A 440-nucleotide genomic window follows, 5' to 3' on the forward strand; every position below is an offset into this window, starting at 1 on the left:
TACTTGGCATGCCAAATTTAACTGTGCAGCCAAACGCGCTGCTAAATTTGTCGAGGTCCTGTTTCTTTGGCTTTGCCGTCATGTGGACTTCGGAAATAATAAACTCAACACCGTTCATTAAATAGATATCGCGCATTAGCTTTACGCAGCCAGCCATATCTCTATAAACGATAAACTCTCGTACATCTTCAGGGAGCATGGCTGGATCAATTCGAAAGGACGAATGTTCAGGCGCAAGTTCAAAACTTACTTCTCCATACATGTAGCCCATAGCCTGATATCGAATGCCCATTTGGCAGCTTTCATAGCCATCTTTGCAGCTGGCGAGTAACATCGCGAAGGGCCCGTAACCTGCAGGCCCGAGATAAGGGCCTATGCCAAGTGCAATGAGCGGGTCCGGATGGAGCTTGAACAGATCTTGATAGACCTCAAGCTCTTTG

1 protein-coding gene is annotated in these 440 nt (G+C 47.0%); it reads right to left on the reverse strand.

Features of this window, described 5'->3' with window-relative positions; genetic code table 11:
- On the reverse strand, nucleotides 1–440 hold a 440-nt coding region (locus A3750_RS04270; protein WP_156498390.1), incomplete at both ends, for an AraC family transcriptional regulator ligand-binding domain-containing protein.

The sequence above is a fragment of the Oleiphilus sp. HI0079 genome, from assembly GCF_001635105.1.